This window comes from Streptomyces sp. NBC_00457 (genome assembly GCF_036014015.1).
In the GTDB taxonomy this organism is placed as follows: Bacteria; Actinomycetota; Actinomycetes; order Streptomycetales; family Streptomycetaceae; genus Streptomyces.
Window position 1 is genome coordinate 5672254 of record NZ_CP107905.1, and the last position, 25844, is coordinate 5698097.

Below are 25844 nucleotides of genomic sequence, written 5' to 3' on the forward strand. Positions count from 1 at the left end.
GGTTCCATGCGAACCGACTCTTCTCCCGGCTCCCTGCCGGCGCGGGAGCACCTCCCGGCCGGAGATGCCGGTACGCCTGTCCTGGACGTAGTGATCCCCGTCTACAACGAGGAGAAGGACCTCCAGCCGTGTGTGCTGAGACTCCATCAGCACCTCAAGAGCACCTTCCCGTACGCCTTCCGCATCACGATCGCGGACAACGCCTCCACCGACACCACCCCGCAGGTGGCGTCCCGGCTGGAGGCGGAGCTCGCGGAAGTGCGGTCGTTCCGGCTGGAGCAGAAGGGCCGTGGTCGGGCCCTGCGCACCGTGTGGTCCGCCTCGGACGCGCCGATCCTCGCCTACATGGACGTCGACCTGTCCACCGACCTCAACGCGCTGCTTCCGCTGGTGGCGCCGCTGATCTCGGGTCACTCGGACCTCGCGATCGGCTCCCGGCTCAGCCGGAGTTCCCGCGTCGTGCGCGGCGCCAAGCGGGAGTTCATCAGCCGCACGTACAACCTCATCCTCCGCGGCTCGCTCCAGGCCCGCTTCTCCGACGCCCAGTGCGGGTTCAAGGCGATCCGGCGGGATGTGGCCCAGGTGCTGCTGCCCCTCGTCGAGGACACCGGCTGGTTCTTCGACACCGAGATGCTGGTGCTCGCCGAGCGCGCGGGCCTCCGTATCCACGAAGTGCCCGTCGACTGGGTCGACGATCCCGACTCCACCGTGCACATCGTGAAGACGGCGACCGACGACCTCAAGGGCGTGTGGCGGGTGGGCAAGGCCCTGGCCGGCGGTTCGCTGCCGCTGGACCGGCTCGCCCGGCCGTTCGGCGACGACCCGCGGGACCGTGAGATCCAGGACGTACCCAAGGGGCTGGCCCGCCAGCTCGTCGGCTTCTGCGTCGTGGGCGGTCTGTCGACGCTCTTCTACCTCCTCCTCTACACCGTGTTCCGGCAGTTCTCCGGCTCACAGATCGCCAACGCGCTGGCCCTGTTGGTCTCCGCGATCGCCAACACGGCGGCCAACCGCCGGCTGACCTTCGGGGTGCGCGGCCGTGGCGACGCCGTCAAGCACCAGGCGCAGGGCCTGGTCGTCTTCGGTATCGGCCTGATCCTGACCAGCGGTTCGCTCGCCGCCCTGAACGCGGCGTCCAGCGACCCCGGGCACACCACCGAACTGGCGGTCCTCGTCGCCGCCAACCTCGCGGCGACGGTGCTGCGCTTCCTGCTCTTCCGCGCGTGGGTCTTCCCGGACCGGCGCGACGACGACCGCCCGTCGACCGTGGTCGCCTCGCACACGCCGGCACCGAACACCCCGTACGACATTCCGTTCGATACCTCGTACGACAACCCGTACGACAACCCGTACGACAACCCGTACGACAACCCGTACGGCACCCCGTACGACGCCACCCAGTTCCGCGCCGGTGAAGCCGCGGACCGCTCCTGGAGGGACGCGACCCTCCAACTGCAGCCCCTCCGTCCCACCGACACCGATCCGAGGAACCGACGATGACCACCTACTACACAGCCGATACGGCCGTCACGGAGCCCATCGCTCCACCGGTGCCGGCGGCCGGTGAACCGAAGCAGCCGTTCGTACGGAGACTGTGGCGCGGCCGGCCCGAGGACCCCCGCTGGGTGCGCCCGGCGTTCTGGGGCCTGCTGCTCGCCACCGCGGCGCTCTACTTCTACAACCTGAGCTCCTCCGGCTACGCCAACTCCTTCTACTCCGCGGCCGTCCAGGCCGGCAGCCAGTCCTGGAAGGCCTTCTTCTTCGGCTCGCTGGACGCGGCCAACGCCATCACCGTCGACAAGCCCCCGGCCGCGCTGTGGCCGATGGCCCTGTCGGTCCGCCTCTTCGGCCTCAGCTCGTGGGCGATCCTGGCCCCCGAGGTCCTCATGGGCGTCGGCACGGTCGCCGTCGTCTACGCGTCCGTACGCCGCCGGTTCAGCCCTGCGGCCGGTCTGATCGCGGGCGTCGTGCTCGCGCTCACCCCCGTAGCGGCGCTGATGTTCCGGTTCAACAACCCGGACGCGATGCTGGCGCTGCTGATGGCGGTCGCCTGCTACTTCGTCGTGCGGGCGCTGGAGGACGGCCGTACGAAGTGGCTGATGTGGGCGGGAGTCGCGATCGGCTTCGCGTTCCTGGCCAAGACGTTGCAGGCCTTCCTGATCCTGCCGCCGCTCGCGATCGTCTACGCGGTCTGCGCGCCGGTGAAGGTGAGGAAGCGGCTCGTCCAGCTGGCGCTGGCGACGGTCGCGATCGTCGTCTCCGGCGGCTGGTGGGTCGCGATCGTCGAGCTGTGGCCCGCGTCCTCGCGCCCGTACATCGGCGGCTCGCAGAACAACAGCTTCCTCGAGCTGACCTTCGGCTACAACGGCCTCGGCCGGCTGAACGGCGAGGAGACCGGCAGCGTCGGCGGCGGTGGCGGAGGAGGCGGCACCGGACAGTGGGGTGAGACCGGCTGGGACCGGATGTTCAACTCCGAGATCGGCGGCCAGATCTCCTGGCTGCTCCCGGCAGCCCTGATCCTGCTGATCGCGGGCCTGGTGGCCACACGCAAACTCAAGCGCACGTCCGTGACCCGTGGTTCGTTCCTGGTCTGGGGCGGCTCGCTGCTGATCACCATGGCCGTCTTCAGCTACATGGCCGGCATCTTCCACCAGTACTACACGGTGGCCCTCGCCCCCTACATGGCGGCCGTGATCGGCATGGGCGCGGCGACCCTGTGGGAGAAGCGGCGCGAGATGTGGGCCTCGCTCGCCCTCGCGTCCGCGGTCGTGGCGAGTGCCGCCTGGGGTTACGTCCTGCTCAACCGCACGCCGGACTACCTCCCGTGGCTGAAGTGGCTGGTCCTGGTCGGCGGCCTCGTCGGCGCCCTCGGCCTGATCTTCGTCGCCAAGCTGGGCCGTCAACTGGCCCTCGCGGCAGCCGGGTTGAGCTTCGTCGCGGCCGTCGCCGGTCCGACGGCGTACACCATCAGCACGCTCCAGGAGGGCCACACCGGCTCCATCGTCACGGCCGGTCCGGCCGGGGCGAGCATGATGGGCGGCGGCGGAGGTCGCGGTGGCGGCGGCATGGGCGGCGGGATGCCGGGCCAGAACGGCAACGGCAACACGCAGGGCCAGGGCCAGGGTCAGCAGGGCGGCGGCATGGGCCGGCCCCCGACCGGCGGCATGCCGGGCCAGAACGGCAACGGCAACACGCAGGGCCAGAACCAGCAGGGCGGCATGCCCGGCGGGCAGACGGGCGAGGGCGGCATGGGCGGTGGCGGCGGCGCCGGTGGCCTGCTCAACGGCGCCAGCGTCTCCGCCGAGGCCAAGAAGCTGCTGGCGACGAACGCCGGGGACTACACCTGGGCCGCCGCGGCCATCGGCGCCCAGAACGCGGCGAGTTACCAGCTCTCCACCGGCGAACCCGTCATGGCGATCGGCGGCTTCAACGGCACGGACCCGTCGCCGACGCTGGCCCAGTTCAAGCAGTACGTGACCGACGGCAAGATCCACTACTTCATCTCCAGCGGCTCCGGCGGCGGTGGCATGGGCGGCAGCAGCAGCGGTACGTCCTCGCAGATCACGGAGTGGGTCGAGGCCAACTTCACGAAGGTGACGGCCGGTTCGTCGACCTTGTACGACCTGACGCAGGCGGCGAGCAGCAGCTGACGCTGACGCTCGGCTGGGACGTGGTCATGTTGTACGCCGTATAGGAACTGTTCTACGGTGTAAAGCATGACCACGTCCCCGTCCCCTCAGGGCCATCCCCAGCGCTGGCTGATCCTCGGCGTCATCTGTCTCGCCCAGCTCACCGTGCTGCTCGACAACACCGTGCTGAACGTGGCGATCCCCTCGCTCACCACGGAGCTGGGCGCCGCCACCTCCGACATCCAGTGGATGATCAACGCCTACTCGCTCGTGCAGTCGGGCCTGCTGCTGACCGCGGGCAGCGCGGCCGACCGCTACGGCCGTAAGAAGATGCTGATCGCGGGACTGACCCTGTTCGGCATCGGCTCGCTGGCGGCCGGACTCGCCGATTCCACCGAGCAGTTGATCGCGGCGCGGGCCGGCATGGGCGTGGGCGGTGCGCTGCTGCTGACCACGACCCTCGCCGTGGCCATGCAGATCTTCGCGCCGGAGGAGCACCCCAAGGCGATCGGCATCTGGAGCGCCGTCAACGCGCTCGGATTCGCGGTGGGACCGCTGCTGGGCGGGTTCATGCTGAACCACTTCTGGTGGGGCGCGATCTTCCTGATCAACCTGCCGGTCGCCGCGCTGGGCCTCGCCGCCGTGATCGCACTGGTCCCCGAGTCAAAGAATCCGCGCGGCGACCGGCCCGACCTGCTGGGTGCGCTGCTGTCCACGATCGGTATGTCCTCGCTGGTGTTCGCGATCATCTCCGGGCCCGAGCACGGGTGGACGTCCGGGCGGGTGCTGGGCACGGGTGCGCTGGCCGTGGTGGTGCTGGCCGTGTTCGCGTACTGGGAGAGCAAGATCCCGTACCCGATGCTCGACCTGCACTTCTTCCGGGACCGGCGGTTCACGGGCGCGGTCGCGGGGGCGGTGCTGATCACCTTCGGGATGGGCGGGGCGCTGTTCCTGCTGACGCAGCATCTGCAGTTCGTGCTGGGGTACGACGCGCTGGAGGCGGGGCTGCGTACGGCGCCGCTCGCGCTGACCGTGGTGGCGCTGAACTTCACCGGGCTGTCGGCGAAGTGGACGGCGAAGCTGGGGACGCCGGTGTCCATCCTGCTGGGGATGGTGCTGATGTCGGCGGGACTGGTGTCCATCGCCACGTTGGCCTCCGGCGGTTATGCCGGGACGTTGCTCGGGTTGCTGCTGATCGGGGCGGGGTGTGCGGTGGCCAACCCGGTGATGGCGCACGCCATCATGAGTGCGATTCCCCGGGAGAAGGCGGGAGTCGGTGCGGGGATCAACGGCACGCTCGCGGAGTTCGGGAACGGGCTCGGGGTGGCTGTGCTCGGGGCCGTGCTCAACTCGCGCTTTGCCGCGTTGATTTCTGTGGCCGGGTCCTCGTTGCCGGCGGCGTTGGCTTCGGCGGGGTCTGGGGAGGAGAGAGCGCGTATTACGGAGGCGTTTTCTTCTGGGCTGGAGACCAGCCAGTTGGTGGGGGCGTTGGCTGTGTTGCTGGGTGGGGTGGTCGCGGCTGCGTTGTTGCGACGTGCGGAAAGGGCAGACTCGGAGGTGGTGGGTGCGCATTAGCCCGGGCGGTGCGGTCGTCTCGCGAGTGCGGGTTGTACGTGGTTGATCGCGCCCGCGCGGCGGAGCCGCATATCGACACAGCCCCGCGCCCCTGAAGGGGCGCTTCAGCGCGACCGGCAGCAAGAAGCTCAGGAAGGTGCTCCATGGCTAAGTCCGTCCAGCGTTCGGCTCGGACCAGTGTCTGGCTGGAGGGGAAGGCACGCCGGGGTGGGCGGGGCGGGAGGCAGCCCTCTGGGCTCGACCGGGAGCGGATCACCGAGGTCACCGTGCGGCTGCTGGATGCCGAAGGGCTGGGCAAGTTCTCCATGCGGCGGCTGGCCGGGGAGCTGAATGTCACGGCGATGTCGGTGTACTGGTACGTCGACACCAAGGACGACCTGCTCGAACTCGCCCTGGACGCGGCCTTCGGTGAGTTGCGGCTGCCCGACGCGGATGCCGAGGACGAGGACTGGCGGGATCAGCTGCGGACGTTGGCCCGGGAGTACCGGGGGCTGCTGGTGCGGCATCCGTGGCTGTCGCCGCTCGCCGGGACGTTCCTCAACATCGGCCCCAACTCGCTCGCGTTCTCCCGGGTCATCCAGCGCGTCATCCGCAGGACCGGGCTGCCCCCGCGGGGACTCACCGGCGCCATCTCCGCCGTCTTCCAGTTCGTGTACGGCTACGGCACGATCGAGGGCCACTTCATCGCCCGTTGCGCGGACGCCGGCATGACCCAGGACGACTACTTCCGGCACGCGATGAGCGCGGTGACCCAGGCCCCGGAGGCCGCCGAGGTCATCAAGGAGTCCGAGGACATCATGGCGGCCCGCGGGGGCGACACCGTGGAGGAGATGCGGGAGCGGGACTTCGCGTTCGCGCTGGATCTGCTGATTGCGGGGATCGAGGCAATGGTCAAGGCGGCGGACAGGAGCTAGACGGACCTGGACGCCGTTGTCAGTGGTGGGCAGTACGGTCTTTTCATGGCAGCCCGAATCACTCTGACGCTCGACTGCGCGGACGCGCGGCTTCTCGCCGAGTTCTGGAAGACGGCGCTGGGCTATGTGGATGAGCCGCCGCCCGCTCCCTTCGCCACCCGCGAGGAGTGGTTCGCGAGCTTCGAGCTTCCGGAGGACGAGTCCGTGGACGACGGCGCGTGGCTCTGCGATCCGGACGGTGTCGGCCCTCACCTCTCCATCCTCAAGGTTCCCGAGCCGAAGACGGCCAAGAACCGCCTGCACATGGACATCCGGGTACCGGGACACGGCAGCCCCGAGGAGCGCTGGGCCCGGATCAGAGCCGAGGCCGAGCGGCTGGTGAAGGCGGGCGGGAGCGTGCAGGAGGAGTTCGAGGGTCACCACATAGTGATGGCCGACCCGGAGGGCAACGAGTTCTGCGTCGCCGCGACCTCCGAGTGAGCCGCAAGTCTGTGAGTCCTACTCCTCGCTGACCAGCCGCGCCGGGAAGCCGCCCGTCGCCACCGGACCCCACCGCACCGGTGTGACCCGGATGATCGACTTGCCCTGCTTGATCATGGCCGCCCGGTACTCGTCCCAGTCGGGGTGCTCGCCGGCGATGTTGCGGTAGTACTCGACGAGCGGCTCGACGGAGTCGGGGGAGTCGATCACTTCCGCGGTGCCGTCGATCTGGACCCAGGGTCCGTTCCAGTCGTCGGACAGGACGAGGAGGCTGACCCGCTCGTCCCGCTTGGCGTTACGGGTCTTGGCCCGCTCGGGGTAGGTCGACACGACGATCCGGCCCGAGTCGTCGACACCGCAGGTCAGCGGCGAGGCCTGGGGACTGCCGTCGGCTCGGCGGGTCAGGAGGATGGCGCGGTGGCGGGGGCGTACGAACTCGAGGAGGTCTTCGAGTGATACGGGGGTGTTGGTCGCGATGTTCGGTGCCATGAGGCGCAGCCTAGGGGTTCCGCTGGGTGGGCGGCTCGTTCGGCTGCGGGCCGGTGGGGGCTTGTCGCGCAGTTCCCCGCGCCCCTTCGGGGCGCTTACAGCTGCGGCAGTGACTCGCCCTGTACCGCCTGGATGTCCAGCTCCACCTTCAGGGTCGTGCCGATCGCCGCTATGCCCGCCTGGACCACCTCGTTGTAGTACATGGCGAAGTCCTCGCGCTGGAGTCGGGTCGTGGCGCGGAAGGCGGCTCGGGTGCCGCCCCAGGGGTCCGCGCCGGTGCCGAGGTAGGCGAGGTCGAGGTCGACGGGGCGTATGACGCCGTGCAGGCCCAGTTCGCCGTGGACTGTCCAGCGGTCCGGGCCTGCCGTCGTCAGGCCGGTCGAGCGGTAGGTGATCTCGGGGTACGTCGTCACGTCCAGGAAGTCGGCGGACTTCAGATGGCCGTCCCGCATCGCGTTCCCCGTGTCGATGGACGCGGCCCGGATCACCGCCTCCACGCGGGACTTGGAGACGTCGTCGGGCGCGACCTCGATCAGGCCCGCGAACTCGGTGAACCGGCCGTGCACACTGGAGATCCCCAGGTGCTGGGCGACGGCGCCGATGCTGGAGTGCGCCGGGTCGATGGTCCACGGCCCGGGCGGCGGCAGCTCGGTGCCGCCCTGCCGCGCCAGTGTCACCGTGCCCACGTCGGCACGGCCGCTCGCGGTGACGATCGCGCTCGCGGCGGCGGGCGCGTAGCCGACGGCCGTGACGATGACGGTGTACGCACCGGGAGTAAGCGCGGTCGCGTCCCGTACGACCCCCTCGCCGTCCGCCTCGGCCCGCACCACCTGCGCCCCGGTCATGTCGGTCACCGTGACGACCGCGTGCGACACGGCCCATCCGTCCCGCGTACGGATCTTCGCGGTCAGTCCCATCCCGTCAACTCCCTGCAAAACCTTGCACATTGGTCATCAAACGAACCGGCCCGTGACGAACGCGCACCTCCGCTCAGAGCGCGCGCCCGTCGCGGGCCGGGGTTGAACTACTCGCCCGGGTGGGCGAGTTCGATGTCGTGGGCGTCGGCTCCACGACCGGTGACGGTCAGCGCCGTCGCGACCGGCGGGTAGCCCGTCGCGATGACGGTGTACTCGCCGCTGTCGAGGTCGGTGAAGGCGTACGCCCCGTCCGCGCCGGTCGTGGCCGTGCCGACCACGTTGCCCGCCGCGTCGACCAGCGTCACGCGGGCGTCGGCCAGCGGACCGTGCGGCGCCCGTACGACACCCTGGAGCTGGGCACCCGCGTCCAGGTCGACCTCGATCCGGGTGACCCCGGTGCCGCCCACCTCGACGGGCAGGGCGCGCGGCCGGAACCCGGCGGCGTTCACCGCGACGGTCACGGCACCCGGCACCAGCTCGCCGAAGGCGAACTCGCCCTGCTCACCGGTGGTCCCGGTGGCCAGCAGATCCCCGCGCACATCGGTGACGATCACCATCGCGTCCTTGACCGGGAGCGTGGTCTGAGCCGCCCGCACGACACCGTTCAGCCCGCTGGTGCCGCTGAGCAGGATGTCGTACGACACCGGCTCGCCGTTCACCATGATCGTGGACGCCTGCGGCTGGAACCCGTCGGCGGAGGCGATCAGGACGTACGAGCCCGCGCCCGGCGCATCCACCGCGTAGGAGCCGTCGCCCTGCGCGACCGAGCGGCCCAGCTGGCGCCCGGCGAGGGAGATCAGCGTGACAGCGGCCTGCGGGACGGGCGCGCTCTCGGCGCCGCGGACATGGCCGCGGACCGGGATGCCGCCGGAACCCTCCCGCGCAGGCGCCACCGTCGCGACGGACGCGAGCCGCTGCGTGCCGTCGGGGCCGGCCTCGGTGTCCGCGGTGACGGCCCAGCTCGGCACCTTCTCGTCGGACTGAGCCCGATCCGTCGCAGGCTCCTCGGGCACGGACACGGACTCGGACTCGGCCGCCTGTGCCATCGCGCCCTTCGTCCTCAGCGGAACCTCCTTGATGAACAGCGAGAACAGCAGGGCCAGCAGCGCGACCGGCGCCGCGTACATGAACACGTCCGCGATGCCGTGGCCGTAGGAGCTCTCCATGAGCGTGCGGATCGGGGCGGGCAGCGCGTCCATGTCCGGGATGCTGCCGGTGGAGGAGGAACCGGCGAGCGCGGCGGCGGACTGCGGGTCGAGGGCGGCGGCGCCCTTCTCGACGTAGTGCGTGATCCGGTGGCTGAGGACCGCGCCGAGGGCCGAGACACCCACCGCACCGCCGAGGGAGCGGAAGAAGTTCACCACCGAGCTGGCGACGCCGAGATCGCTCGGTTCCACCTGGTTCTGCGTGGCCAGCACCAGGTTCTGCATCATCATGCCGACGCCGAGCCCCAGCATGGCCATGAAGATCCCCACGTGCCAGTACTCGGTGTCGTACCGGATCGTGCCGAGCAGGCCCAGGCCCGCCGTCACCAGCACGCCACCGACCAGCAGCCACGCCTTCCAGCGTCCGGTGCGGGTGATGACCCGGCCGGAGACGGTGGAGGAGACGAACAGCCCGGCGATCATCGGGATGGTCATGACGCCGGACATGGTCGGCGACTTGTCCCGGGCCAGCTGGAAGTACTGGCTGAAGAAGATCGTGCCGGCGAACATCGCGATACCGACGAACAGCGAGGCGAGCGAGGTCAGCGTGATCGTACGGTTGCGGAACAGCCGCAGCGGGATGATCGGCTCGGTCGCCTTCGTCTCGATCAGCATGAAGATCGCGAGCAGCGCCAGCGTGCCGCCGACCATGGCGTACGTCTGCCAGGACACCCAGTCGTACTTGTCACCGGCGAAGGTGACCCAGACCAGCAGCAGGCAGACCGCGGCCGTGATGAAGAAGGCGCCGGCCCAGTCGACCTTGACCCGCCGCTTGACCACCGGCAGATGCAGGGTCCGCTGCAGCACGATCAGGGCTATCACGGCGAAGGGCACACCGACGTAGAAGCACCAGCGCCAGCCCAGCCAGTCGGTGTCCGTGATGACACCGCCGATCAGCGGGCCGCCGACCATCGCGGTCGCGAACGTGGCGCCGAGGTAGCCGTTGTAGCGCCCGCGCTCACGTGGAGAGATCATCGCCGCCAGGATGATCTGGGCCAGCGACGACAGACCGCCCATGCCGATGCCCTGGACGGCGCGGAAGGAGATCAGCATCGCCGGGTTCTGCGACAGACCGGCCGCCGCCGAACCCACCACGAAGATCACCAGCGCCAGCTGGATCAGCAGCTTCTTGGAGAACAGGTCGGCGAGCTTGCCCCACAGCGGGGTGGACGCGGTCATCGCCAGCAGCGACGCGGTCACGACCCAGGTGTAGGCGCTCTGGCCGCCGCCGAGGTCCTTGATGATGTCGGGCAGGGCGTTGGAGACGATCGTCGACGACAGGATCGCGACGAACATGCCGAGCAGCAGGCCCGTCAGGGCCTCCATGATCTGCCAGTGCGTCATCGGAGCGCCGTCGGCGGAGCCTCCCCCGTGCTTGGCGTGGGCCCGCACACCGGCTGGTGTGGTCGTTGCCATGAGCTTCCTTCTCTTATGTGCTTGCGGGTGTACGGGTGGTCTCGTCGAGTGCGGGAGGGCCGGGCGGGGCCTGCGGCCGGGACGTGGTCCGGCAGTCGCCGAAGCTGTCCCTGAGCCGGGCCATCAGCCGGGTGAGCTGGCCGACCTCGTCGTCGGACCAGTCGTGCAGGCGGTGGGCGAGCAGTTCGGCGGTCCGTAGGGACAGCTCGTCGAGCAGTGCCTGGCCTGCGGGGGTGAGGCGCAGGATGCGGGAGCGCTTGTCCGTCGGGTCCGGGGAGCGCTCGATCCAGCCGCGCCCGGCGACGTGCGCGACATGGCGGCTGGTCACCGACATGTCCACGGCGAGCAGCTCGGCGAGCCTGCTCATCCGCATGTCGCCGTGGCGTCCGAGCAGCGTCAGTACGGCGGCGGAGCCGCTGGGACACTCGGACGGCAGATTCCGCCCCATCTCCCGCTTCACGGCCCCGAAGGCACTGAACTGGCGCGCCAGCTCCTCGTACTGCGCCTGCTCGGCCATCACACCTCCCGCATTCGTTGCTTAGGGCAACCATAGATACGTTGGTTGCTACAGGCAAACGAAACGGCGTCAGTCCGGCATAAAAACTTGGCAAAGGCAAGTATTGCGGCTGTAAATGTGCAGGTCGCAAAGGTTCTGTGGGAGGAACGGAGCCCCCGCTTGGGCGGCCACCCTCGATTCGCTAGGGTCTCGGGGCATGGCTAACACGCAGGGCCCCCAGGGCAACCACGACCCCGCAGGCAACACCCAGATGTTCCGCGCGTTCGTCGACGAGGCCCCGCAGGGCCGGCGGCAGGCGGCGGCCTCCTCGGGCCCCCGCATCGGCCTGATCCTCGGTGTCGTCGTCGCGGTGGCCGTCGTGGCCGCCGTCGCGTGGCTCGCGCTGAAGTAGGGCTTCACACAGGCGGGGCACCGCCTACTTCCACCGGACGGCCACGTCCCGCGTCTCGATGTGCATGCCCAGCGGCACGCGCCAGGCGTCGACGCACACCGTCCAGGTCTTCTCCTTCCGGGCGCCGGCCCCGACCGGCGCCGGAAGCTTCTCGGCCGACTCGACGGTCCCCCAGTCGATGCCGAGCGCGCCGATGATGTGCGTCCCGAAAGTCACCGTGCCCGAACGCACCGCGGTTCCGCCCGAGTTGTGGAAGCCGACGGTCACCTTCTCGCACCAGCGCTTGTCCGTGGGCTCCCGCTCCGGCTCGGACCAGGTGAGCGCGGCGGGTGCGGGGGGTGTCGTAGGACTGCTGCCGCTGGATGGTGGCGGTGAAGTGGCAGGGGTACGGGGGGACTTGGCGCCCTCGGTCTCGGTCTCACCCTCGGCCTCGGCTTCTGTCTCCGTCTCCGTGGACGGGGTGGGGCTGTCCGCCGTGGCCCCTTCCCGTTCCTCAGACGAGGGGGCGCTCGAACTTCCGTCCGCGCCCGGGGAGTCGGCCGGTCCCTTCGAGGGTGGCGCGGACGTCTCGTCGTCGAGCGGCACCAGGCTCACACCGCCGGTCGGCTGCACGGGCTTTCCGGGCGCCTGAGGTGCCGAACCGGTCGCCACGTACCCGTCGCCGTCGCCCTGGGCCCCGCATGCGGCCAGCATCCCGCCAAGGCAGACGACGGCCGCCGACGCGCCGATGGCGGCGTGCCGACGGCCATGTGTCCATGTCGCCCACGTCGATCGAAGCATCGCGCCATGGTGGCTGACGCTCCGTCAAATAGGAAGCCCTGCACAGCCCTTGAAGGTGGCGCCTGGTGAAGCCGGCTGCGGAACCCGCGCCCCGTAAGGGGCGCGGGGCTGTATCTATATGCGGCTCCGCCGCGCGGGCGCGATCAGCCCCCACCGGCCCGCGGCAAACGAACCGCGTGACCAGCGGAGCGCTCAGTCGGAGATGAGGCCCTCGCGCAGCTGTGCCAGCGTCCGGGTCAGCAGCCGGGAGACGTGCATCTGGGAGATGCCGACCTCCTCGCCGATCTGCGACTGGGTCATGTTGGCGAAGAAGCGCAGCATGATGATCCGGCGCTCGCGGGGCGGCAGCTTGGCGAGCAGGGGCTTGAGGGACTCGCGGTACTCCACGCCCTCCAGCGCGGTGTCCTCGTAGCCGAGGCGGTCCGCGAGGGAGCCCTCGCCGCCGTCGTCCTCGGGGGCCGGGGAGTCGAGGGAGGAGGCCGTGTAGGCGTTGCCGACCGCGAGGCCGTCGACGACGTCCTCCTCGGACACGCCCAGGACCGCGGCGAGTTCGGTGACCGTCGGGGAGCGGTCCAGCTTCTGGGACAGCTCGTCGCTGGCCTTGGTGAGGGCCAGCCGCAGCTCCTGCAGCCGCCTGGGCACCCGGACCGACCAGGACGTGTCACGGAAGAACCGCTTGATCTCGCCGACGACCGTCGGCATCGCGAACGTCGGGAACTCCACGCCCCGTTCGCAGTCGAAGCGGTCGATCGCCTTGATCAGGCCGATGGTGCCGACCTGGACGATGTCCTCCATCGGCTCGTTGCGCGAGCGGAAGCGGGCCGCCGCGTACCGCACGAGCGGGAGGTTGAGCTCGATCAGCGTGTCCCGGACGTATGCACGCTCGGGGCTGTTCTCGTCCAGTGCGGCGAGCCGCAGGAAAAGGGAGCGGGACAGGGTGCGGGTGTCGATGGTCTCCGAGGCCGGGACCTCCGGGACCGGCGGGGCCGGAATGATCTCCACCTGGTCGATGGGGCCGAGCGCGGCGCGCGCCTCGGGCACTACCTCGCTCTTTGTGAGCGTGAGCACCTTCGAGCTGCCCTTGTCTGCGGACATGCCACCCCCTTTGGGTCGCGGGACGGTCGTGGCGAACGCTCCATCGAGGAACGCCAGCCTTCACCTGAATACCGGAGCCGCAGCCCCGCCAAACGCGCTTCCCGCAGAATGTCACATGTCGGCAACACGCTGTAGTGACATGTCGACATGTGAGACTCGAATCCGCCCTGGATAAAGGGGGTCTGACGGTTTTTCGGCACAGAACTGTCGGGATCCGCCCTGGTGAGCGATTCGCTCGCGACGGTGACGGCTCGATCCTCTATGCGGTTCGGTGCCGCTCAGGCGTCGATCCTGTTCGCCGAACGCAGCCGCTGGAAGCTACGCGCGAGTAGCCGCGAAACATGCATCTGGGAGACGCCGAGTTCCGCACTGATTTGCGACTGGGTGAGATTGCTGTAGTAGCGCAGCAGCAGGATGCGCTGTTCGCGTTCGGGGAGTTGGACCAGCAGATGCCGGACGAGGTCGCGGTGCTCGACGCCGTCCAGCGCCGGGTCCTCGTAGCCGAGCCGGTCGAGGAGTCCGGGCAGGCCGTCGCCCTCCTGGGCCGCCTCCAGGGAGGTGGCGTGGTACGACCGTCCCGCCTCGATGCAGGACAGCACCTCCTCCTCCGTGATGCGCAGCCGCTCGGCGATCTCGGCGGTGCTCGGGGAGCGCCCGAAGGCTGTCGTCAGATCCTCGGTCGCGCTGTTGACCTGCACCCACAGCTCGTGCAGTCGGCGCGGGACATGGACCGTGCGGACGTTGTCGCGGAAGTACCGCTTGATCTCGCCGACGACCGTCGGCATCGCGAAGGTCGGGAACTGCACGCCCCGGTCCGGGTCGAAGCGGTCGATGGCGTTGATGAGCCCGATGGTGCCGACCTGGACGACGTCCTCCATGGGCTCGTTGCGGGAGCGGAAGCGGGCGGCCGCGTAGCGCACGAGCGGAAGGTTGGCCTCGATCAGCGCCCCGCGCACCCGGTTGTGCTCCGGCGTGCCCGGCTCCAGCTCCTTGAGCTCGCCGAAAAGCACCTGCGTGAGCGCCCGGGTGTCGGCGCCGCGGCGTCTCTCGGGGGCGGGGGGCTGGTCCTGGATCTCGGGTTCGGTAGCCGGCGTCTCGGCCTGAGCGGGAGCCTCGTCCTGGGGCGGCGCGGTACTGGCCGACACGGTCAACGCCACCTCTTCCTCGGTCAACTCATCCGTCTCATCCGTCAAAAGCTGTCATAGCATCACAAGACATGTGCATTGCATGCAAGCACCGCATAACCACGTGTTGACGGCAAAGTGGCACATAAGACGCACGAAAGCCCTCCGCCGGAACGGCGGAGGGCTTCAAAGACGGTGGTTCAGAAACGAACCGGCGGCTCAGAACTCAGAGTCAGAACTCATAGTCGGCGATCACCCACGTGGCGAACTCGCCCCACAGCGCGACGCCCGCCTGATGCTCCGGGTGCGTGGCGTACGTCCGCAGGGCCGCGCGGTCCTCGAACGCCGAGTTGATCGCGAAGTCGTACGCGATGGGCCGGTCACTGAAGTTCCAGCCCAGCTCCCAGGAGCGGATCTCGGGGATCTTGCCGTCGAGTGCCCGGAAGATCTCCACGCCCTTCACCACGCGCGGGTCGTCGCGCTCGACGCCCTCGTTGAGCTTGAAGAGGACCAGATGACGGATCATGAATCTCCTCCGTTGGCGACCCAGGACGCGAAGTCGCCGAGGGCCTTCGCGGCGTCCGATATGCCCTCGAAGCCTATCTGGACATAGTCGGCGGCCTTCGACGGATCCGTGATGATCACGTAGAGCACGAAGACCACGAGGACATAGACGGCGACCTTCTTCGAATTCACCGCCACCGCGGCCTCCTCTGTGCCTGCTGTGCCCTGCGGGCCCCCTGTTGACGGCGGCGAGTGTAACCTCCGCGCTCTGCTCGGGGATCACTGCGGGGTTACGCTCCGGACGCAGGAAGGGCCCCGTCTCTCGACGGGGCCCTTCTTCGGCGGTAGCGGAGGGATTTGAACCCTCGGTGACTTGCGCCACACTCGCTTTCGAGGCGAGCTCCTTCGGCCGCTCGGACACGCTACCGGGGAAGACCTTACAGCACGGTGGGGTGTGGTTTGAAATCGGTATGCGCCGGTCCGGACGGTGCGGCCGGCCTCATTCCCGGCCTCAGCGGTCGCGGAAGAAGTCGGTGAGGATCCGGGCGCATTCCTCGGCGAGCACGCCCTCGATCACCTCGGGCCGGTGGTTGAGCCGTCGGTCGCGGACGACGTCCCAGAGGGAGCCGGCCGCACCCGCCTTGTCGTCCCGGGCGCCGTAGACGACCCGGTCCACGCGGGACTGGACGATCGCGCCCGCGCACATCGTGCAGGGCTCGAGGGTCACGACGAGCGTGCAGCCCGTCAGGCGCCACTCTCCCGCCCGCCGCCCACCACCACCCTTGCCGGAGGCGCTTCGCGCCGCACCTCTCAATTTCGCCGCCGCCCGCCGGATCGCGAGCACCTCGGCGTGGGCCGTCGGATCGCCGGTGGCCTCGCGTTCGTTGTGGCCGGTCGCGAGCACGGTCGTACCGTCCGGGGACAGCACCAGCGCGCCGACGGGGACGTCTCCGCCCCGGACCGCGTGTGCCGCCTCGTCCAGGGCGAGCCGCATCGCGGCCCGCCAGCGGTCGCGTACCGGGTCCGGCGGACCTGGGGCGGACTCCCCGGCCCGGCCGGTCAGCGGACGGCCTCCAGGATGTCCGAGGCGCCCAGCGCGTCGGCGATCTCGGTGAGCGCGTCGTCCGACAGGGTCAGCAACTCCTTCTCGCTGACGCCCAGGTCGTCGAGGACCCGTACGTCACCGACCGGGCCGTGCGGCACGGCCTCGGCGGCGGAGGGGCTGTCGTCCTCGCCGTCGGCGTCGTCCTCCGACTCGCCGTCCTCGGTGCCGTCGAGATCGAGGGAGTCCAGGTCGGCGACGTCGTCGTCACCCGGGTCCCGGCCGAGCAGTTCGTCGGTGAGCAGGATCTCGCCGTAGCTGCTGCGGGCAGCGGCGGCGGCGTCCGAGACGTAGATACGAGGGTCGTCCTCACCGTCGACGCGGACGACGCCGAACCAGGCGTCCTCCTGCTCGATCAGGACGAGCACCGTGTCGTCGTCGGTCGAGGACTCCCGGGCCAGGTCGGCGAGATCCGACAGGGTCTCCACATCGTCGAGCTCTGTGTCGCTCGCTTCCCACCCGTCTTCGGTGCGCGCGAGCAGTGCGGCGAAGTACACCGTGACTCTCCCACTGGTCATAGGCGTGCCGGTTGGGGGTCCCCCCGGCGGAGGTTTGCGGGCGGGGAGTGCGGAACTCCGAGCCCCCGCCCACTCGGAATCGTGGCAGAAACAAGGCGTTCAGGGGATGTCTTCGGCTCCCTGTGTCCGCACGTTTTGCTCGTCCACCAGCGGGATCGTACGCGGCCATGGCATCGCATTCGTACGAGGGCGGCCATGAGGCGGGTCGCGTTACCAGCGGAAGGTGCGCATGCGCATCGCGTGTCGCAGGCGGGCCGTCTTGGCGCGGCGGGGCTGGACGCGGTCGCGCAGCTCGCGGGCCTCGGCGAGTTCGCGCAGGAAGACCGCGCGGCGCCGCCTGCGCTCGGCGTCGGTCTCGCGCGGCGACGGGTCCGTTCCGGACTCACGATCGGACATCGGCAACACCCCCGTACGTCCCTCCCACTTTCCCTCTGATGGGCGGTTTGATGCCAGCACGACGGTTACGGCGGCCCGGTTACTGTTAGGCCATGCGTCTCCACGTCGTCGACCACCCTCTGGTCGCCCACAAGCTCACCGCGTTGCGCGACCAGCGCACCGACTCCGCGACCTTCCGGCGGCTCGCCGACGAACTGGTCACCCTGCTCGCCTACGAGGCCACGCGCGACGTGCGCACCGAGCAGGTCGACATCACCACGCCGGTCGCCTCGACCACCGGCGTCAAGCTGTCCCACCCGCGCCCGCTGGTGGTGCCGATCCTGCGGGCCGGTCTCGGCATGCTGGACGGCATGGTCCGGCTGCTGCCGACAGCCGAGGTGGGCTTCATGGGCATGGTGCGTGACGAGGAGACGCTCCAGGCGTCCACGTACGCCACCCGAATGCCGGAGGACCTCTCCGGGCGCCAGGTGTACGTCCTCGACCCGATGCTGGCCACCGGCGGCACCCTGGTCGCGGCGATCCAGGAGCTGATCAAGCGCGGCGCCGACGATGTGACCGCCGTGGTGCTGCTCGCCGCGCCGGAAGGCGTCGAGCTCATGGAGCGCGAGCTCGCGGGCACGCCGGTGACGGTCGTGACGGCGTCGGTCGACGAGCGCCTCAACGAGCACGGCTACATCGTCCCGGGCCTGGGCGACGCGGGGGACCGGATGTACGGGGCCGCCGAGTAGGCCGCTGGGCAGTACGCCTTAGGTCTGTTTCAGCAGGTCTTCTTCAGCAGTTCTGCTTCGACGAAGTGGGCGTCGGCTGAGGCCCGGTCAGTGCGGCCAGGGCCTTGTCGGCGTCCTTCTTCGTGGTCAGCGCCTTGAAGCCGTTGCCGATGATCAGGTCGACGGCCGTGCCCTTGCGGGCGGCGTCCGTGCGGCGCTCGGCGGTGCTCAGCTGGGTGGCGAGCACCGGCAGTGAGGTGTTGAGGGAGGAGGCGGGGCCGAGCAGCAGCCCGGTGCCCTTGACCTTCTTGTCGAACTCCGCGGTCGCGTTGCCCACGTCGCCGATCCGGAAGCCACGCTTCTTCAGCTCGTCCGCCGTCTGCTTGGCCAGCCCGCTGCGGGTCGTGGCGTTGAGCACGTTGACGGTGATCTTGGCGGGCGCGGGAACGGCGGCGGTGGTGCTCGGTGAAGGGCTCGCCTTGGACGAGCAGTCCGACTTGGCACCGACCGCCGAGGCGGAGTCGCCGCCGCCCGAGAAGAGGTCGATGAGCTGCAGCGTGCCGTAGCCGACCAGCCCGAGAGCGGCGACTGAGGCCACGACCCCGGCCACGAGCCTGCCGCGCCGCCGGGGCCGGCGCATCCGGGGGTATTTGTCACCCTTGATCCGGTACTGGCCGCCCATGCCGGGGGGAGTCAGCATGCTCATGAGCGCAGCGTAGTGCGCGCGGGCGACGATTCCTACTAGATGATCATTGCCGGCGTGCAGTTCAACCCGTTAGGGGAACCAGTTCGCCGTTAGTCCAGTTCGAGCACGCGCGCGTGCAGCACTTGGCGCTGCTGGAGGGCCGCCCTGACCGCTCGGTGCAGACCGTCCTCCAGGTACAGGTCGCCCTGCCACTTGACGACGTGTGCGAACAGGTCGCCGTAGAAGGTCGAGTCCTCGGCCAGGAGTGTCTCCAGGTCGAGTTGGCCCTTCGTCGTCACGAGCTGATCGAGGCGGACCGGGCGCGGCGCGACGTCCGCCCACTGCCGGGTGCTTTCCCGGCCGTGGTCGGGGTACGGCCGGCCGTTTCCGATGCGCTTGAAGATCACACGGAAAGCCTACCGGTCAAGACCTTCCGGGCGCAGCCATGGAAGGGGAGTGCGACGCTGCAAAAGGCGCCGTAAATCTGGGCAAACCGGAAGCATCGGTCCGACTATGCCGGAAGCAAGGGGCCAGAAATGGAAGCAGGGGCCTGATATGAGCGACAGCGATGCTCAACCGGCACGGCCTGATCGCGGGCGCCACCGGCACCGGCAAGACGAAGACCCTCCAGTTGATCGCCGAACAGCACGGTGGGGGCTGATCGCGCCCGCGCGGTGGAGCCGCATATGGATACAGCCCCGCGCCCCTTACGGGGCGCTGTGCGCACCAGCCCTCACCGGTTCCGCTGAGCTAGGCGCGTTCAGGCTTCTTCGCCGGCTGTTGTTGCTGTTGGGGCTTGGGCTTGGGGGCGTTTCGGATGGCCTCTGCGCGGAGGAGGGCGCGTAGGACCGCGTACGGGTCGTTGGGCATGGCTGTGTCGTCCTTGCGTTGGCTGATGGGTGGGAGGGGGGCGGAGGTGGAGCCCCTGTCAGCAGCGCAGGATCACCGTGCGGAGGGTGTGGAGGACGGGTTCGGGGTGGGGTGGTGCCGGGAGTGGTGGGGCGGCCGGGGGTGGGGCGGGCCGGGGGTGCGGGCGGGGTGCGGGGCGCGGGGGTGCGGTGGGACGGTTGTGGCCGGCGCGGGCTGTGGACCGTAGGACGGTGTCGTCGTACTCGGCGACCGCGGCGGGGGTCTCGGCCGTGACCGTCACCGCGTGTGCCGTGTGCTCGCCCGGCACGAGGAGGGCGAGGAGCAGGACGAGGACCCGCGACCAGACGCGCACGGCGTTCACAGCTCGCGTGGCACCCGACTCGCGCGGCCGCGGATGCGCAGCGCCGTGATGATCTCTACGACGCCGACCGCGACCAGCCACCAGCCGCCGACCAGGGTGAGCACGGCGACCGACTCGAAGGGGGAGTCGATCAGCACGACGCCGGCGATGAAGGTGAGGACGCCGAGGAAGATCTGCCAGCCGCGCGCGGGCATCGACGGGTCGTGGGCGGCGGCCAGCGTCTGGGTGATGCCGCGGATCAGCCAGCCGATGCCGATCCACAGGGCCAGCAGCAGGATCGACTGCATGGCGCCGCGGAAGCAGAACAGGCCGAGCAGGATCGACAGGGTGCCGCTGATGAAGGCCAGGACGCGCAGCGAGGTCGTCCGATGGGTGCCGAAGGCGGCGGCGAGCTGGAGTACGCCGCTGACCAGGAGGTAGAGGCCGAACAGGACGCCGGCCGCCCACAGGGACGCGCCCGGCCAGACGAGGACCAGGACGCCGAGGACCAGGGAGGCGATGCCGGTGAGGAGGACGGCCTGCCAGGCGGTGCGGGCCAGGACGTGCAGGGGGCCTTCGAGCGGCGGTTCGGCGCCACCCGGGCGGGGCTCGCGCACGGCGGCATGCACCCGGCGGTCGTCGTAGTCCGGGCCCCAGGGGGGACCGCTCGGTGCCTCGGTCATGCTTCATGCTTTGACCTGATTGGACCCGATTGCCACCTGATAGGGGCCGATCGGCTTAATTTCCGGAGGACTTCCCCGCGGTTCCGGAGGACTTCCCCGCTGTCTTCGCCGCCTTCGCCGCCGCCTTCATCTCCTGCTTGTGGGCGCGGACCTTGGCCAGTGACTCCGGACCGGTGATGTCGGCGACGGAGCGGAAGGACTTCTCCTCGCCGTAGGCCCCGGCGGCCTCGCGCCATCCCTTCGGCTGTACGCCGAGCTGCTTGCCCAGCAGGGCGAGGAAGATCTGGGCCTTCTGCTTGCCGAACCCGGGCAGGTCCTGGAGCCGCTTGAGCAGTTCGGTGCCGCTGTCGACGCCCTTCCAGACGGCCTCGGCGTCACCGTCGTAGTGCTCGACGAGGTACTGGCACAGCTGCTGGATGCGCCCCGCCATCGACCCCGGATAGCGGTGCACCGCCGGCTTCTCGGAGAGCAGCGCGGCGAAGGCCTCGGGGTCGCGGGCGGCGATGTCGCGGGCGTCGAGGTCGTCGGCGCCCATGCGCTGGGCGATCGTCGCCGGGCCCTTGAACGCCCACTCCATCGGGATCTGCTGGTCCAGCAGCATCCCGGTGAGCGCGGCGAGCGGACTGCGCCCGAGGAGTGCGTCGGCCTCGGGGTCCTGGGCGAGATGCAGGGTGACGTCCATGGGTCGATGATGCCGTCTGCGCCCTCAGGACGCGCGCCAGTACCCCAGTGCGTGCATCCGCTCCTTGGGGACACCGAGTTCCTTGCGGACGTATGCGCTCAGCCTGCGCGTCGTCGCCGTGTCGCAGGCGATCCAGACATACGGGTCCGGCGTGCCCTTGAGCAGGTCCGGCAGGTCCGTCTTCACCCGCTCGACGAGATGCGTGCCGGAGTCGAGCCGCAGCACCTGGCGCAGCTCGTGGCGGGACGGGTCGGCGCGGCAGGGCAGGCCCTCGGCGCCGCCCTCGAACCAGATGGTGGCCGGGGCCGAACCGAGCGCGTCGAGCAGGGAGTTGAGGGCGGGCAGCGAGGCGGGGTCGCCGATCGCGAAGACGTGGGTCGGGGTGGGGCTCGGCTCCTCGAACCCGGTGCCGTGGACGGTCGCCTCGATGGTGTCGCCGGGCTGCGCCGTCCGGGCCCAGTCGCTGGCGACGCCCTCGTGCAGGGCGAACTCCAGGCTGAAGGTGCCGGCCGCGGGGTCCGGGTCGACGAGGGTGTACGCCCGCTGGTGCGCCTTGCCCCCGTTGTCGAACCACAGGCGTACCCACATGGTGGGGTGGACGCCGGTCGTCGCGAGCATGCCGCCGTCGCTGAGGTGGAGCCGCCGGTAGTGCTCGGTGACGTCCTCGGCGCCGGTCACCGTGAACACGAAGTCCTTCGCGCGCAGCAGTTTGAGGACCGCACCCTCCCAGCCGTGCCCCTGCCCCATCGCTTCTCCACCCCTCGCGTACGATTCCGCCAGAACTTACTTAGGTAAGGCTAACCTAAAGCACAGAAGGGCCACAGCGTGACCGCCGAGATCTACCGCGACGCCTGGGGAATCCCGCATCTGCGAGCCGGCGGCGTGGCCGACCTCGCCCGTGCGCAGGGCCGCGTCACCGCACTCGACCGGGCCTGGCAGCTGGAGGTCGAACGGCACCGCGCACAGGGCACCTCCGCCGCCTTCCTCGGCGCCGGCGCCCTCCCCTGGGACCTCCTCGCGAGACGGGCCCGCATCGACGACACCGCGAGACGGTGCTTCGACGCCCTGGACTCCGAGACGGCGGACTGGGTACGGGCGTACGTGGACGGCGTCAACGAGGGGCTGGTGGAAGGGGCCCGACGCGCCCCCGAGTTCGCTCGCGTGGGTCTTACGCCCGGTCGCTGGGAGCCCTGGACCCCCCTGGGCGTCTGGCTCGCCGTCCACATCCTGTTCGCCGGGTTCCCGGCCAAGCTCTGGCGGGAGCAGGTCGTCCGGGAGCTCGGCGAGGACGCGGTCGGTCTGTTCGCCGCCGACGGGCCCGGTACCTCCGGCAGCAACGGCTGGCTGGTGAGCGGTGAGCGGACGGCGACCGGTGCCGCCGTCATCGCCGGGGACCCGCACCGGTTCATCGAAGACCCCGGCATCTATCAGCAGCTCCACCTCTCCTGCCCCGAGTTCGACGTGGTCGGCATCGCCGTCCCCGGCGTCCCCGGCATCGCCCACTTCGGCCACACCGGCACCGTCGCCTGGGCCATCACCAACGCGATGGCCGACTACCAGGACCTGTACCGGGAGCGGCTGCGGCGGACGGGCGCGGGCGTCGAGGCGCTCGGACCGGACGGCACCTGGGTGCGGGCTCCCCGGCACACGGAGGTCATCGAGGTCGCGGGCGAGGATCCGGTCCCGGTCGAGGTGATCGAGACCGAGCGCGGACCGGTGATCATCGGCGGCCCCGAGGGGCTCGACGACGGGACGCCCGAGGCCGTCAGCCTCCGCTACCCGCCCCGCGTCACCGGCGACCTCGGCTTCGGCGCCCTCCTCCCCCTCCTGCGCGCCCGCCGGGTCGCCGACGTGGACCGCGCCTTCGACCGCTGGGCCGAGCCCGTGAACGTCGTCATGGCCGCCGACACCGAGGGCGGCCTGCTGCATCGCGTGGCGGGCAGGGTGCCCGTGCGCGGCACCGCCAACCGCACCCGCCTCGTGCCCGCCTGGGAACCCGGCCACGAGTGGCAGGGCTGGCACGAGATGCCGTACGGCGAACTCACCGACGGCACAGCGGTGATGGCGAACCAGCGCGGCCCCTCCACGCCCCTCGGCGTCGAGTTCGCCGCGCCGCACCGCGCCGACCGCATCGCCGCCCTCCTGAAGGAGAAGGAGAAGTGGACGGCGGGGGACATGCCCGCGATCCACATGGACACCCATCTCGGCTCCGCCGCGGCCCTGTTGGACCACCTCGCCGCCCTCGACGACCTCACCCCCGAGGCCTTCGACCTGCGGAAACGTCTCCTCGCCTGGGACCGGCGCATGGACGCGGACAGCGCGGAGGCGGCCGCCTACGCGGCGGTGCGCGGAGCCGTCGTACGGCGTCTCGCCGAGCACCCCGCGTTCGCCGCCCTCGCCGTCCCGCCCGCCTACCCGGAGGCCTTCCTCCCCTGGCTCGCCCTCGGCCCGCGCATCGGCTTCGCCCTCGAACATCTCCTGTGTGCCGAGGAGTTGTACGGCATCGACCGCCCCGCGACCGTCCGCGCGGCCGTCGAGGAAGTCGCCGGCCGGCCGCCGGGCACGTGGGGTGAGTCCCACCGCCTGGCCCCCTGGCGGGCGCTGCCCGGCACCTCGTACGACGAACCGGGCCTGTCCGGCGATCACGACTGCGTGCTGTGCACCTCCTCCGTGCCCGGCACCACCGATCTGGCCGCGCGCGGTCCGGCCGCCCGTTATGTGTGGGATCTGGCCCGCCGGGAGGACAGCGGCTGGGCGGTGCCGTTCGGTGCCTCCGGGGTGCCGGGCTCGGCCCACCACCGGGACCAGCTCCCGCTGTGGACCAGGGGAGATCTGGTCCCGGTCGTCACCGACTTCGACGTGCTCATCAAGGAAACCGATGTCTGAGATCCATGCCCCCACTCGCCATGCCGTCTACGAGCAGCAGGTCGACGGCCTCGGGACCGTCCGCGTGCTGCCCCTCGACGCCCACGCCGACGCCGAGGTGGTGCACGGCTGGGCGAGCGAGGAGCGGGCCTCCTTCTGGGGCATGAACGGGCTCACCCGGGACCAGGTGGCCGAGATCTACGCCCACATGGAGACGCTCGACACCCACCACGCCTTCCTGGTGGTGCGGGACGCGGAACCGGTCGCGGTGCTCCAGACGTACGAGCCGGACGCCGACCGGGTCGGCCACTGCTACGAGGTCCGGCCCGGCGACATCGGGGTGCATCTGCTGCTCGCGCCCGCCGGAGCACAGGGCACGCGGCCCGGCTGGACCGCGGCGCTGGTCGGTGTCCTTCTCTCCTATGTGCTGCTCGGCCTGGACCGGCGGCGGATCGTGGTCGATCCCGACGTGCGCAACGAGAAGGCGGTCGCCCGCTTCCTGAAGCTGGGCTTCACGGCCGGACCCGCCGTCGTCCTGCCGGAGGTCGACCTCCCGGACGTGTATCTGCCCGAGAAGCACGCCCAACTGGCCTTCCTCCGCCGGGAGGTAGCCTTCCCCGGGTGACCCCGGAAGACCTGATCGCCCACTACGGACTGCAGCCCATACCGCGCGAGGGCGGGCTGTTCCGGCAGACCTGGGCCGGGCCCGAGCGGGCGGACGGGCGGCCCGTCGGCACGGCCATAGTCGCCCTGCTGACGGCCGCACCGGACGACTTCTCGGCCCTGCACCGGCTGCCCACCGACGAGATCTGGCACTTCTATCTCGGCGATCCGCTCCAGCTGCTGCTGCTCGCCCCGGACGGCACCTCGCGGACGGTCGTGCTGGGTCCGGACGTACTCGGCGGGCAGCACCTCCAGTTCACCGTCCCGGCCGGCACCTGGATGGGCGCGCGGGTGGCCGCGGGCGGCGCCTGGGCCCTCTTCGGCTGCACCATGGCGCCCGGCTTCACCTACCAGGACTACGAGCACGGGGACGTGGCCGACCTCACGGCGCGCTACCCGGCCGAGGCCGCCCGCATCGTGGAACTGTGCCGTCCATGACTCTGCTCGAAGGACAGACCGCCCTTGTCACGGGCGCGTCCGGCGGCATCGGACGCGGGATCGCCCTGCGGTTCGCCGAGGAGGGCGCGGCGGTCGCGCTGCACTGCCGTACGGCCGTGGAGGCGGCGCGCGCGGTGGCGGACCGGATCGAGGAGCTGGGCCGTCGGGCCGTCGTCCTGGAGGGCGATCTGTCCGACGCGGACGACTGCCGGCGGGTCGTGCGCGAGGCCGCCGCGTGGGCCTCCGGGCCGCTGACCGCGCTGGTCAACAACGCGGGCGTACAGCCGACGCAGCCGCTGCCCGGGATGACGGCTCAGGAGTGGCGGGCGGTCGTGGACACCAACCTGTCGAGTGTCTTCGCCTGTACGCAGGCCGCCGCGGAGCTCATGCGGGAGAGCGGGGGCGGCAGTGTGACGCACATCGCCTCCATCGAGGCCCACCAGCCGGCTCCGCTGCACGCGCACTACTCCGCGTCCAAGGCCGGTGTGGTCATGCACGCGCGGGCGGCGGCCCTGGAGTACGGGCCGCTCGGGATCCGCGTCAACACGGTCTCGCCCGGGCTGATCGAGCGGGAGGGGCTGGCGGAAGACTGGCCGGAAGGGGTGCGACGCTGGGAACGGGCAGCGCCCGCCGGGCGGCTCGGGCGGCCCGAGGACGTCGGCGACGCGTGCGCGTTCCTGGCCTCTCCCCTCGCGTCCTGGATCACCGGGCACGACCTGGTCGTGGACGGAGGGGTGTCCGCGCGGCCCAGGTGGTGAGCAGCGCGGCGCCTTCTTACGTACGTATCGGAGTGGCCGAGACGTCAGAAGAGTTGAGCGACGGAGAAGCGAATTGGTCCGCAGGCGAGGAGTTCAAGGGC

The 25844-nt window shown here is 70.4% G+C and carries 29 protein-coding genes, 1 tRNA gene and 1 pseudogene; 12 read left to right on the forward strand and 19 right to left on the reverse strand.

The annotated features are described in order from the left end of the window. The first annotated feature begins 6 nt into the window (after positions 1 to 6). From OG828_RS25795 to OG828_RS25815, 5 genes are all read left to right on the forward strand, one after another. Positions 7 to 1500: a bifunctional glycosyltransferase family 2/GtrA family protein gene (locus OG828_RS25795; protein ID WP_328502450.1), complete on the forward strand. Its 1494-nt coding sequence runs from the start codon at positions 7 to 9 to the stop codon at positions 1498 to 1500. Next, on the forward strand, positions 1497 to 3650 hold the full coding sequence (locus tag OG828_RS25800) for an ArnT family glycosyltransferase (RefSeq protein WP_328502451.1): 2154 nt from the start codon (positions 1497 to 1499) through the stop codon (positions 3648 to 3650). The genes OG828_RS25795 and OG828_RS25800 overlap by 4 nt, the downstream gene beginning before the upstream one ends. A gap of 66 nt (positions 3651 to 3716) precedes the next feature. Then, entirely contained in the window at positions 3717 to 5204 is a 1488-nt protein-coding gene (locus OG828_RS25805) for an MFS transporter (protein ID WP_328502452.1), read from the forward strand. Between the two features lie 143 nt (positions 5205 to 5347). Continuing rightward, positions 5348 to 6118 carry a TetR/AcrR family transcriptional regulator gene (locus tag OG828_RS25810; protein ID WP_328502453.1) on the forward strand — a complete coding sequence of 257 codons (771 nt, stop codon included), beginning with the start codon at positions 5348 to 5350 and terminating at the stop codon, positions 6116 to 6118. Positions 6119 to 6163: 45 nt separating this feature from the next. After that, the gene (locus OG828_RS25815; RefSeq protein ID WP_328361561.1) at positions 6164 to 6598 is read left to right on the forward strand and encodes a VOC family protein; all 435 of its coding nucleotides are present in this window, start codon (positions 6164 to 6166) and stop codon (positions 6596 to 6598) included. 18 nt (positions 6599 to 6616) lie between these two features. Here OG828_RS25815 and OG828_RS25820 read toward each other — a convergent pair whose 3' ends face one another. The 4 genes from OG828_RS25820 to OG828_RS25835 form a co-directional block, all read right to left on the reverse strand. Continuing rightward, positions 6617 to 7087 carry a PPOX class F420-dependent oxidoreductase gene (locus OG828_RS25820; RefSeq protein ID WP_328361564.1) on the reverse strand — a complete coding sequence of 157 codons (471 nt, stop codon included), beginning with the start codon at positions 7085 to 7087 and terminating at the stop codon, positions 6617 to 6619. A gap of 95 nt (positions 7088 to 7182) precedes the next feature. Further along, the gene (locus OG828_RS25825; protein WP_328361567.1) at positions 7183 to 8004 is read right to left on the reverse strand and encodes a YceI family protein; all 822 of its coding nucleotides are present in this window, start codon (positions 8002 to 8004) and stop codon (positions 7183 to 7185) included. 107 nt (positions 8005 to 8111) lie between these two features. Next, positions 8112 to 10625, reverse strand: coding sequence for an MFS transporter (locus OG828_RS25830; protein WP_328502454.1), 2514 nt, complete (start codon positions 10623 to 10625; stop codon positions 8112 to 8114). A gap of 13 nt (positions 10626 to 10638) precedes the next feature. Beyond that, positions 10639 to 11142 (reverse strand): MarR family winged helix-turn-helix transcriptional regulator, encoded by a 504-nt coding sequence (locus OG828_RS25835; protein ID WP_328502455.1) that lies wholly within the window; start codon positions 11140 to 11142, stop codon positions 10639 to 10641. Positions 11143 to 11338: 196 nt separating this feature from the next. Between OG828_RS25835 and OG828_RS25840 the strand changes: the two genes are divergently transcribed. Further along, on the forward strand, positions 11339 to 11533 hold the full coding sequence (locus OG828_RS25840; protein ID WP_328361575.1) for a hypothetical protein: 195 nt from the start codon (positions 11339 to 11341) through the stop codon (positions 11531 to 11533). Between the two features lie 24 nt (positions 11534 to 11557). Here the strand turns inward: OG828_RS25840 and OG828_RS25845 are convergent, their stop codons facing one another. The 9 genes from OG828_RS25845 to OG828_RS25885 form a co-directional block, all read right to left on the reverse strand. Further along, positions 11558 to 12313 carry a hypothetical protein gene (locus tag OG828_RS25845; RefSeq protein WP_328502456.1) on the reverse strand — a complete coding sequence of 252 codons (756 nt, stop codon included), beginning with the start codon at positions 12311 to 12313 and terminating at the stop codon, positions 11558 to 11560. 192 nt (positions 12314 to 12505) lie between these two features. Further along, entirely contained in the window at positions 12506 to 13408 is a 903-nt protein-coding gene (locus tag OG828_RS25850) for an RNA polymerase sigma factor SigF (protein WP_328361581.1), read from the reverse strand. Between the two features lie 278 nt (positions 13409 to 13686). Continuing rightward, on the reverse strand, positions 13687 to 14559 hold the full coding sequence (locus OG828_RS25855; RefSeq protein WP_328372178.1) for an RNA polymerase sigma factor SigF: 873 nt from the start codon (positions 14557 to 14559) through the stop codon (positions 13687 to 13689). A 205-nt stretch (positions 14560 to 14764) separates the two neighbouring features. Further along, positions 14765 to 15058 carry a Dabb family protein gene (locus OG828_RS25860; protein ID WP_328361584.1) on the reverse strand — a complete coding sequence of 98 codons (294 nt, stop codon included), beginning with the start codon at positions 15056 to 15058 and terminating at the stop codon, positions 14765 to 14767. Beyond that, entirely contained in the window at positions 15055 to 15234 is a 180-nt protein-coding gene (locus tag OG828_RS25865; protein WP_328361587.1) for a hypothetical protein, read from the reverse strand. The genes OG828_RS25860 and OG828_RS25865 overlap by 4 nt, the downstream gene beginning before the upstream one ends. 144 nt (positions 15235 to 15378) lie before the next feature. Then, positions 15379 to 15463: transfer RNA gene (locus OG828_RS25870), tRNA-Ser, on the reverse strand. Between the two features lie 84 nt (positions 15464 to 15547). Continuing rightward, positions 15548 to 16030 (reverse strand): nucleoside deaminase, encoded by a 483-nt coding sequence (locus OG828_RS25875; RefSeq protein WP_328361590.1) that lies wholly within the window; start codon positions 16028 to 16030, stop codon positions 15548 to 15550. A gap of 65 nt (positions 16031 to 16095) precedes the next feature. Then, positions 16096 to 16635, reverse strand: a complete 540-nt coding sequence (locus OG828_RS25880; RefSeq protein WP_328372179.1) for a tRNA adenosine deaminase-associated protein — start codon at positions 16633 to 16635, stop codon at positions 16096 to 16098. A 231-nt stretch (positions 16636 to 16866) separates the two neighbouring features. Continuing rightward, positions 16867 to 17052 (reverse strand): hypothetical protein, encoded by a 186-nt coding sequence (locus tag OG828_RS25885; protein WP_210582305.1) that lies wholly within the window; start codon positions 17050 to 17052, stop codon positions 16867 to 16869. A 92-nt stretch (positions 17053 to 17144) separates the two neighbouring features. Between OG828_RS25885 and upp the strand changes: the two genes are divergently transcribed. Further along, entirely contained in the window at positions 17145 to 17780 is a 636-nt protein-coding gene (gene upp, locus OG828_RS25890; RefSeq protein ID WP_210582303.1) for a uracil phosphoribosyltransferase, read from the forward strand. Positions 17781 to 17823: 43 nt separating this feature from the next. Here the strand turns inward: upp and OG828_RS25895 are convergent, their stop codons facing one another. Together OG828_RS25895 and OG828_RS25900 are read right to left on the reverse strand one after the other, a co-directional pair. Next, positions 17824 to 18465: a LytR C-terminal domain-containing protein gene (locus OG828_RS25895; RefSeq protein WP_328361597.1), complete on the reverse strand. Its 642-nt coding sequence runs from the start codon at positions 18463 to 18465 to the stop codon at positions 17824 to 17826. 89 nt (positions 18466 to 18554) lie between these two features. Beyond that, positions 18555 to 18851: a type II toxin-antitoxin system VapB family antitoxin gene (locus OG828_RS25900; RefSeq protein WP_003999914.1), complete on the reverse strand. Its 297-nt coding sequence runs from the start codon at positions 18849 to 18851 to the stop codon at positions 18555 to 18557. A gap of 161 nt (positions 18852 to 19012) precedes the next feature. On the opposite strand from OG828_RS25900, the pseudogene OG828_RS25905 reads away from it, so the two are divergent. Then, positions 19013 to 19090, forward strand: a pseudogene (locus OG828_RS25905) (helicase HerA-like domain-containing protein); the annotation flags it as partial. A gap of 282 nt (positions 19091 to 19372) precedes the next feature. Here the strand turns inward: OG828_RS25905 and OG828_RS25910 are convergent. The 4 genes from OG828_RS25910 to OG828_RS25925 are packed head-to-tail and all read right to left on the reverse strand — an operon-like array spanning position 19373 to position 21766. Next, entirely contained in the window at positions 19373 to 19675 is a 303-nt protein-coding gene (locus tag OG828_RS25910; protein WP_328502457.1) for a hypothetical protein, read from the reverse strand. Continuing rightward, positions 19672 to 20337: an HdeD family acid-resistance protein gene (locus OG828_RS25915; RefSeq protein ID WP_328439832.1), complete on the reverse strand. Its 666-nt coding sequence runs from the start codon at positions 20335 to 20337 to the stop codon at positions 19672 to 19674. The genes OG828_RS25910 and OG828_RS25915 overlap by 4 nt, the downstream gene beginning before the upstream one ends. 55 nt (positions 20338 to 20392) lie before the next feature. Continuing rightward, a complete protein-coding gene (locus OG828_RS25920) occupies positions 20393 to 21019 on the reverse strand; it encodes an HhH-GPD-type base excision DNA repair protein (RefSeq protein ID WP_328502458.1) in 627 nt (208 codons plus the stop codon). 24 nt (positions 21020 to 21043) lie between these two features. Then, positions 21044 to 21766, reverse strand: coding sequence for a siderophore-interacting protein (locus tag OG828_RS25925; RefSeq protein WP_328361609.1), 723 nt, complete (start codon positions 21764 to 21766; stop codon positions 21044 to 21046). Positions 21767 to 21844: 78 nt separating this feature from the next. On the opposite strand from OG828_RS25925, the gene OG828_RS25930 reads away from it, so the two are divergent. From OG828_RS25930 to OG828_RS25945, 4 genes are read left to right on the forward strand one after another with little or no spacing between them, the layout of a single operon-like run. Further along, positions 21845 to 23905, forward strand: a complete 2061-nt coding sequence (locus OG828_RS25930; protein ID WP_328502459.1) for a penicillin acylase family protein — start codon at positions 21845 to 21847, stop codon at positions 23903 to 23905. Next, the gene (locus OG828_RS25935) at positions 23898 to 24509 is read left to right on the forward strand and encodes a GNAT family N-acetyltransferase (protein ID WP_328502460.1); all 612 of its coding nucleotides are present in this window, start codon (positions 23898 to 23900) and stop codon (positions 24507 to 24509) included. Before OG828_RS25930 ends, OG828_RS25935 begins: the two co-directional genes overlap by 8 nt. Then, positions 24506 to 24985 (forward strand): cupin domain-containing protein, encoded by a 480-nt coding sequence (locus tag OG828_RS25940; RefSeq protein ID WP_328502461.1) that lies wholly within the window; start codon positions 24506 to 24508, stop codon positions 24983 to 24985. Before OG828_RS25935 ends, OG828_RS25940 begins: the two co-directional genes overlap by 4 nt. After that, entirely contained in the window at positions 24982 to 25743 is a 762-nt protein-coding gene (locus OG828_RS25945; protein ID WP_328502462.1) for an SDR family NAD(P)-dependent oxidoreductase, read from the forward strand. The genes OG828_RS25940 and OG828_RS25945 overlap by 4 nt, the downstream gene beginning before the upstream one ends. Positions 25744 to 25844 lie beyond the last annotated feature (101 nt).